Genomic DNA, 7,059 nt, shown 5'->3' with positions numbered 1-7,059 from the left:
TCGTGCGCGAGTTGCACCTGTTCGGCAAACGCAGCCTTCTGGATGTCGCGCTCGGAATGCTCGTAGTAGTAGTCGAGCCCGGCTTCGCCGATCGCAACGATGCCGGGCGTGCTCAGCAGATCGATGATCGTGTGGACGCCTTGTACTGCGTCGTGCGGGTGCAAGCCGACCGTCGCGAACACGTTGTCGTGGCGACTCGCGACCTCAATGGCCGCCTCGGAGGTTGCCCGGTCGCAGCCGACCGTGACGAGCGTGTGGACACCCATTTCCATGGCCGCCGCAACAGCGCCGTCGGGCCCGTCAGGGATCCGCTCGTCGTGAATGTGACAGTGACTGTCGATCCATTCGAGTGGGTTCGGGCTGGTCACAGCGTCTCCCGGCAGCAGTTTTGGTTGCCCTCACGCCAGCCTCGCTCGCTCGGCGGCACGTGGGTGGCGCTGCACTCTGTACGGCGCATGGCTTAGAGCTTGATGCGAGGGAAGAGTGCGTCGCCCTTGGTGACGACGGATCCCGCTGTGTACTGGCCCCATGCGGCGGCGGCGGGGAGGCGTTGGTCGACGACGTTGCCCGTCATGCCGATGCGCTCCCACAGGGCTTGGGCGGTGTCGGGCATTGCCGGGTGGACCAGCACGGCGACGATACGCAGCGCTTCGAGTGCATCGCCCATCACCCGGTCGACGTCGGCTCCGGGCTCGGACTTCCACGGCTCGTTCACTTCGAGGTGGCCGTTCGTCGCACGGATCAGCGACCACGTGGCGTCGAGCGCCCGGCTCGGTTGGACCGTTGCCCAGCCTGCTGCCGTGTCGGCGTACGCCTGTGTGGCAACGGCCGCAAGCGGACTGTCGGGATCGGGAGCGGTGCCGAGACCGTCGCACTTCTTGGCAACGACGGTGGCGACGCGGGCTGCGAGGTTGCCGAGGTTGTTGGCCAGATCGGAGTTGTATCGACCGACGAGCCCTTCCCAGGTGAAGTCGCCGTCGTTGCCGTAGGCGGTGTCGGCGAGCACGTAGTAGCGGAAACCGTCGAGGCCGATGTCGTCGATGAGGTCGAGGGGGTTGACGACGTTTCCGGCGGTTTTACTCATCTTCTCGCCACCGCTGAGCAACCAGCCGCCGATGGCCCAGCCCTTGGGCGGCTCGACGCCAGCCGACATCAGCATCGCTGGCCAGTACACGCAGTGCTGGCGGACGATGTCTTTGCCGATCAGGTGGAAGTCGGCCGGCCAGTTGTCTTTGTATGCGTCGGTGCCGTCGCCGAAGCCCACCGCAGCCAGGTAGTTGGTGAGGGCGTCGTACCACACGTACGTGACGTGCTTGTCGTCCCATGGCAGCGGGACGCCCCAGTCGAGCGAGGTGCGGCTGATCGAGAAATCACGAAGCCCCGACTTGATGAGGCCGATGGCTTCGTTGCCGCGCTGCTCGGGCGTCATCGCGGTCGGATGTGCGGCGTACCAATCGAGCAGGCGATCTTCGAAACGTGACAAACGGAAGAAGTAGTTCTCCTCTTCGAAGAACTCGACTGCACGATGGTGGATCGGGCACTGGTTGGCTTCGCCCTCGGTGTCTTTGTCGAGTTCGTCGTCTTGGTAGTACTCCTCGCACGCGACGCAGTACTTGCCGGCGAATTTGTCGAGTTCGATGTCGCCAGCGTCGTAGCAACGCTGCAACAGTTCGGCGACGGCCGCTTTGTGCCGCGGCTCGGTCGTGCGGATGAAGTCGTCATTCGCGATGTTCAACTTCTTCCACGCTTCAGCAAACTTCGGCGCAATCGAGTCGGTGAACTCCTGCGGCGTGACGTTGGCAGCCTCGGCAGCCTGCTGAATTTTCAAGCCGTGTTCGTCGGTGCCCGTGAGGAACTTGACGTCGTCGCCGAGCAGCCGATGCCAGCGAGTGAGGGCATCGCCGATGATGGTCGTATACGCGTGGCCGAGGTGGGGCTCGGCATTCACGTAATAGATAGGGGTCGTCACATAGAACCGAGTCACGCCTGCACGATACCGTCGGCCCGATGACCGGTACGGGTGTGTTTGCAGCAGCGACGAGCGTCGAGCAGGTGGGGGTGGCTGAAGGTGATGGGACGCGCACCGCGTTCAGCGCCTCGATCAACGAGGGCTGGGACATCGGGGGCAACGCCAACGGTGGCTACCTGATGGCGATTGCCGGCCGGGCGATGGTCGAAACTGCTGGCCGTCCACCACTCACACTCACCGCGCACTACCTCCGTCCGGCACCCGCTGGGCCGTGCACGATCGACGTCGACATGGTGCGCTCCGGCCGTCGGCTTGCGACCGCTCGCGCATCACTTCGGATTGGTGGTAAGCCGTCGCTGGAATTACTCGGCACGTTTGGGGACCAGCAGCCAGACGACGGCCCGACCTATGCGCGTGAAGCGCCGCTCGACGTGACGCCGTACGACGACTGCCCGATCATGCCGAGCGCGACGGAGTCGACCGGCCCGGCACTGATGGACCGCCTTGCGTCGCGAATCGACCCGGTCGACGCTGGCTTTCGGAGCGGCAAGGTCTCGGGCGACCCGATGGTTCGCGGCTGGTTCGCGCTGGCCGGCGGTGAACCAATCGACGCGATTGCGTTGCTACTGGCAGCGGATGCGTTCCCACCGCCGATCTTCAACTCGGGGATGCCTGTCGCCTGGGTGCCGACCATCGAGTTGACCGTCCACATTCGAGGGACGCCGGCACCTGGCCCGATCCGCTGTGCGTTCCGGAGTCGCTTCATTCACGATGGGCTGGTCGATGAGGAGGGTGAGATGTGGGACAGCGCAGGCAAGCTCGTCGCGCAGTCGCGACAGCTCTCCCTGACACCTCGCGGCTGAACTGGTCCGGCTGAACTGGTCCGGCTGAACTGGTCCGGCTGAACTGGTCCGGGCGCCAGCGTCGTTCAGATCGTGAGTTGGTAGACGTCGCGGCGTGACCGGCCGGTCTGCTCGGCGACAGCGGCAGCGGCGTCACGCTTCGACATGCCGTCGGCGATCGCCTCGTCAAGGAGACGCCGAACGTCCTCGTCAGTCGCAGGTGCGGTGTCGACCGGCACCCCGGCGAGGACAAAGACGTACTCGCCCCGTGGCTCGCCGATGTCGATTGAACCGAGGGTGCCGCGGACGACGGTCTCGTGCAGCTTGGTCAGCTCGCGGGTCACGACGATGTCGCGGTCTGGGCCGCAGACTTCGCCGAGATCGGACAAGGTGCGGAGCGCTCGATGGGGCGCTTCGTAGAGGACCGATGTCCGCGGTTCGCAAGCGAGTTCGGCGAGTCGAGTCGCCCGCTCGCGGCCCTTGCGTGGGAGGAACCCTTCGAACACGAACCGTGATGTATCGAGGCCGCTGATCGTCACGGCCATCACTGCAGCGCTCGGGCCGGGGACCGAACTGACGTCGTGGCCAGCCTCGATTGCGGCCTTGACAAGCCGCTCGCCAGGGTCGGACACACCTGGTGTTCCGGCATCACTGACCACGGCCACATCGCCGCCGCTGCCGAGGACACCGAGCACCCGATCGATCAGGTCGTGTTCGGTGTGTTCATTACACACCGCCATCCGCTTGGCTTTGACCCCGGAGTGGTGGAGGAGCAATCCCGTCCGTCGAGTGTCTTCGCAGCAGACCAATTCGGCGGCAGCGAGCATCTCGATGGCCCGAGGTTGCAGGTCGCCGAGGTTGCCGATTGGAGTGGCAATGAGCCAGAGAATCCCGCTCACTCTTCGCGCACTTCGACCACGTCGCCGACCCGGATGCCCCATCGGGCGAATGCACCTGCGTTCGCTTCGATCACAATGCGTGCGGAGAACACAGGGATGCCGACGCGGTGGCGGGCCATTTGCAACGTCTTCACGACGACGCCGTCCTCATCGACGAATGCCACGTCGATCGGAAACTTCATGCCGATCGTGTGGACACCACGACAGGGACGAATAACGAGCGCTCCGTCGAGGCTGCTGCGACCGAGAAGGCCCCTGCGTCGGGCCGGCCGAGTTTCAGCGAGTTCGGCGGAAGCGAGCACCCGAGCGTTGCTCACCAGCCAAGCCATAGACCTCATCATGCCAGAGCAGACGAGTTATCTGAAAGCGCTGAACAGCCAGACCGCGCTGCGGCGGGCCCGCCGTTGGGCTCGGCGTCAGGCCCGACGCAGGCCCGGGTGTGAACACGGACCGGATCGTCGAAGGGGAGTACGGTCGGCGATGTGGCTGGTCGAACCGGATTTTCGCTTCGGGAGGTGGCAGCGGGCCCGGCTGAGGCCCCGATTCTCACCGACATCACCGTCGATCTGCCTGAAGACGGAATCACCGTGATCGTCGGACCGTCCGGATCGGGAAAGTCGACGCTGCTGCGTCTCCTCAACCGCCTCGACGACCCTGTTGGCGGTGCGATCATGTGGAGAGATCAGGCGCTGTCGGCAATGCCGCCGCCCACGCTGCGCCGGCAGGTCGGAACAATCTTCCAACGGGCCCCGCTGTTCGAAGGGTCGGTGCTCGACAACTTCCGCGTGGCTGATCCAGAGGTTTCCAGCGAACGAGGCGGGCACGTCCTCGAACATGTCGGGCTGTCTGCAGACCTGCTCGGTCGTGATGCTGCAACGTTGTCCGGTGGTGAGGCCCAGCGGATGTGCGTGGCCCGAGCGCTGCTGACTCGCCCCGAAGTTCTGCTTGCCGACGAACCGACGGCGGCACTCGACATCGACGCGCGCATGGCGATCGAAGGGCTCGCCCGCCAACTCGCCGACGAAGGAATCGCCGTGCTGTGGGTCAGCCACGACACCGACCAGGTCCGGCGGCTCGCTGACCATGTGCTGGCAATCGTCGACGGCAAAGTTGCGGCGTTCGGACATCTCTCCGAACTTGATACGCACGCCGATCCCATTGTCCGGCGCCTGATCGGAGCATCGACATGACTGCTGCACTCCTCGCGGTGGGCCGCGCCGACATCGGACTGGCAGGCCTCGCAGCATCCGGTGGCCTGATTGCCGTCGGCGTCGGCATCTCGTTCTGGCGGGGACTCGGCCTCGAACGTTCGCTGCTCTGGGCAGCGCTGCGTGCCCTCGTTCAGCTCCTCATTGTGGGCTGGGCCCTGCAACTGGTTGTTGATCCCGACGACCCACTGATCTGGTCGGGTCTCTGGCTGCTGTTCATGCTCCTGTTTGCTGCTTGGACGACGGCCCAACGTGCCCTCGGGGTGCCGAAAGTCTTCGCCCTCTCCCTTCTGGCTTATGCGCTGTCGGGGATTGCGACGCTGGGAGTTCTGTTCGGCTTCCAGGTGTATGACTTGGAGGGCCGGACGATCGTGCCGCTCGCCGGAATCGTCGTCGGCAATTCACTGTCGGCAACGGTGCTGGTGTCACGCCAGCTACTCGAAGCCGCAACCGAACAGCGTGGAGTGATCGAGGGGCGGTTGGCGCTCGGACTCTCAGCGCGCGACGCCTTTCAACCGCATCTGCGACGTGCGCTGCGGACGGCGCTCGTGCCTCAAATCGAGACCACCAAGGCTGTCGGCATCGTTGCGCTGCCGGGGGCGATGGTCGGATTGATCCTCGCCGGCGTCGATCCCGCCGATGCGGTGATGGTGCAGATCTCGGTGATGTACCTCGTGCTTGGCAGCGTGGCGACGACAACAACGGTGATGAGTATCGGCATCTCACGCGAACTCTTCACGCCCGCCCAGCAACTCCGTCGACTCTGACGCGGTCACACTGTGCCTGGCACAGTGTGACCGGGCGGTAGCGTGGCTTGCCGCATGGAACGTTTTGGCTTGGTTGGTCTTCCGAACGCGGGCAAGAGCTCGCTGTACAACGCACTCACCGGTGGTGGTGCCCTAGCGGCGCCGTACCCGTTCGCCACGAAAGACCCGAACATCGGCGTCGCGAAGGTGCCGGACGACCGGCTCGATCGCCTGGCGGTCATGTCGAAGTCGAAGAAGGTTGTCCACGCCCAGGTCGAGGTCGTCGACATCGGTGGCCTGGTCGAAGGCGCAAGTACGGGCGAAGGTTTGGGGAACAAGTTCCTCGCCAACATCCGCGAGGTCGATGCGATCGTGTTCGTGCTCCGGGCATTCGAGGATGACGATGTCGTCGGGCCGTCCGATCCGATTGAGCACCTCCGTGTCGTCGAGATCGAGCTGGCGCTGGCCGACCTCGAGACCGTCGAGAAACGGCTCAAGCAGACCCAGCGCGCCGCCAAGCTCGACAAGTCGATGGTCGCCGAGACCGAAGCGCTGCAAATCGCCTACGACCAACTCGCCGAAGGCCTGCCGCTTTATCGCGCCGGCCTGAAAGACGATGTCAAAGAGCTCCTTGCCCCGTACTACTTGCTGACGAACCGGCGCGTGCTCGCCGTGGTCAACGTCGGCGAGGATGACATCGACTCGATTCCTGAGAAGGAGAAGTTGATCTCCGACGAGTTCAACAACGTCGGCGACAACGTCGAAGTGATCGGCATGTGCATCCAGATGGAGGCCGAAGCCGCCGCCATCGAAGACCCTGACGAACGCAAAGAGATTCTCGAAGGTTTCGGCCTTGGCGAGGGTGCACTGTTCCGGATGGTCCGCAGCGCTTATCACCTGCTCGGTCTCCGCACTTTTTTGACAACTGGCGAGCAAGAATCTCGAGCGTGGACGTTCCGCGAGGGCTCGACGGCACCCGTGTGCGCCGGTCGGATCCACGGCGACTTCCAGCGTGGCTTCATCAAGGCCGAAGTCATTCAGTGGGAGGAGCTTCTCGAACTCGGTTCCTGGAATGCAGCCAAGGACGTCGGCAAGATGCGCGTCGAAGGTAAGGAATACATTGCCCAGGATGGCGACGTAATGGAGTTCCGCTTCAACGTCTGAGTTGTCCGTCTGACTGGTTTCCGAGCCGTCGGTCGATTCTCGGGATGGTTTCGGGCGGTTTCCGCCGTCTCAGGTCCCGAGTTCCCTGCGGTTGGTCGTTCGCCGTAACCGGCTGTCAGGCTGCGTCTGGCACATCGAGGTGCTTCCAGCGCGCTAACGCCCGTCGGATCCGGAGTGCTGTGCCACCCGGATCGTGGACGATCGACCGATAGCTGAATCGGAGCACCTGCC

The 7,059-nt window shown here is 64.3% G+C and carries 8 protein-coding genes; 4 read left to right on the top strand and 4 right to left on the bottom strand.

Annotation, left to right across the window (positions count from 1 at the left end):
- On the bottom strand, positions 1–368 hold a 368-nt coding region (locus ACH2EI_RS07165; RefSeq protein ID WP_395159549.1), incomplete at its 3' end, for a TatD family hydrolase.
- A 92-nt stretch (positions 369–460) separates the two neighbouring features.
- Positions 461–1,984: a methionine--tRNA ligase gene (gene metG / locus ACH2EI_RS07160; protein WP_395159547.1), complete on the bottom strand. Its 1,524-nt coding sequence runs from the start codon at positions 1,982–1,984 to the stop codon at positions 461–463.
- Between the two features lie 23 nt (positions 1,985–2,007).
- Here metG and ACH2EI_RS07155 point away from each other — a divergent pair, with 23 nt between their 5' ends.
- Positions 2,008–2,832, top strand: coding sequence for a thioesterase family protein (locus ACH2EI_RS07155; RefSeq protein ID WP_395159545.1), 825 nt, complete (start codon positions 2,008–2,010; stop codon positions 2,830–2,832).
- A 65-nt stretch (positions 2,833–2,897) separates the two neighbouring features.
- Here the strand turns inward: ACH2EI_RS07155 and rsmI are convergent, their stop codons facing one another.
- On the bottom strand, positions 2,898–3,710 hold the full coding sequence (gene rsmI / locus ACH2EI_RS07150; RefSeq protein ID WP_395153789.1) for a 16S rRNA (cytidine(1402)-2'-O)-methyltransferase: 813 nt from the start codon (positions 3,708–3,710) through the stop codon (positions 2,898–2,900).
- A complete protein-coding gene (locus ACH2EI_RS07145; RefSeq protein WP_395153790.1) occupies positions 3,707–4,039 on the bottom strand; it encodes a DUF192 domain-containing protein in 333 nt (110 codons plus the stop codon). Before ACH2EI_RS07145 ends, rsmI begins: the two co-directional genes overlap by 4 nt.
- 153 nt (positions 4,040–4,192) lie before the next feature.
- Here ACH2EI_RS07145 and ACH2EI_RS07140 point away from each other — a divergent pair, with 153 nt between their 5' ends.
- Genes ACH2EI_RS07140 through ychF form a run of 3 tightly spaced genes read left to right on the top strand, consistent with a single transcriptional unit; the run spans position 4,193 to position 6,828 of the window.
- Positions 4,193–4,900: an ATP-binding cassette domain-containing protein gene (locus ACH2EI_RS07140; protein ID WP_395153791.1), complete on the top strand. Its 708-nt coding sequence runs from the start codon at positions 4,193–4,195 to the stop codon at positions 4,898–4,900.
- The gene (locus tag ACH2EI_RS07135) at positions 4,897–5,685 is read left to right on the top strand and encodes an ABC transporter permease (RefSeq protein WP_395153792.1); all 789 of its coding nucleotides are present in this window, start codon (positions 4,897–4,899) and stop codon (positions 5,683–5,685) included. Before ACH2EI_RS07140 ends, ACH2EI_RS07135 begins: the two co-directional genes overlap by 4 nt.
- Before the next feature lie 54 nt (positions 5,686–5,739).
- Positions 5,740–6,828, top strand: a complete 1,089-nt coding sequence (ychF, locus tag ACH2EI_RS07130; protein ID WP_395153793.1) for a redox-regulated ATPase YchF — start codon at positions 5,740–5,742, stop codon at positions 6,826–6,828.
- Positions 6,829–7,059: the final 231 nt, after the last annotated feature.

It is taken from the genome of Ilumatobacter sp. (assembly GCF_041688325.1).
Taxonomy (GTDB): Bacteria; Actinomycetota; Acidimicrobiia; order Acidimicrobiales; family Ilumatobacteraceae; genus Ilumatobacter_A.
The sequence above is the reverse complement of the archived record's forward strand: the minus strand, read 5'-3'. Positions and strand labels throughout refer to the sequence as shown.

Coding starts and splice junctions, on each gene's coding strand:
- ACH2EI_RS07155 (WP_395159545.1), top strand. CDS start 2,008: ATGACCGGTACGGGTGTGTTTGCAGCAGCGACGAGCGTCGAGCAGGTG.
- ACH2EI_RS07145 (WP_395153790.1), bottom strand. CDS start 4,039: ATGGCTTGGCTGGTGAGCAACGCTCGGGTGCTCGCTTCCGCCGAACTC.
- ACH2EI_RS07135 (WP_395153792.1), top strand. CDS start 4,897: ATGACTGCTGCACTCCTCGCGGTGGGCCGCGCCGACATCGGACTGGCA.
- ychF (WP_395153793.1), top strand. CDS start 5,740: ATGGAACGTTTTGGCTTGGTTGGTCTTCCGAACGCGGGCAAGAGCTCG.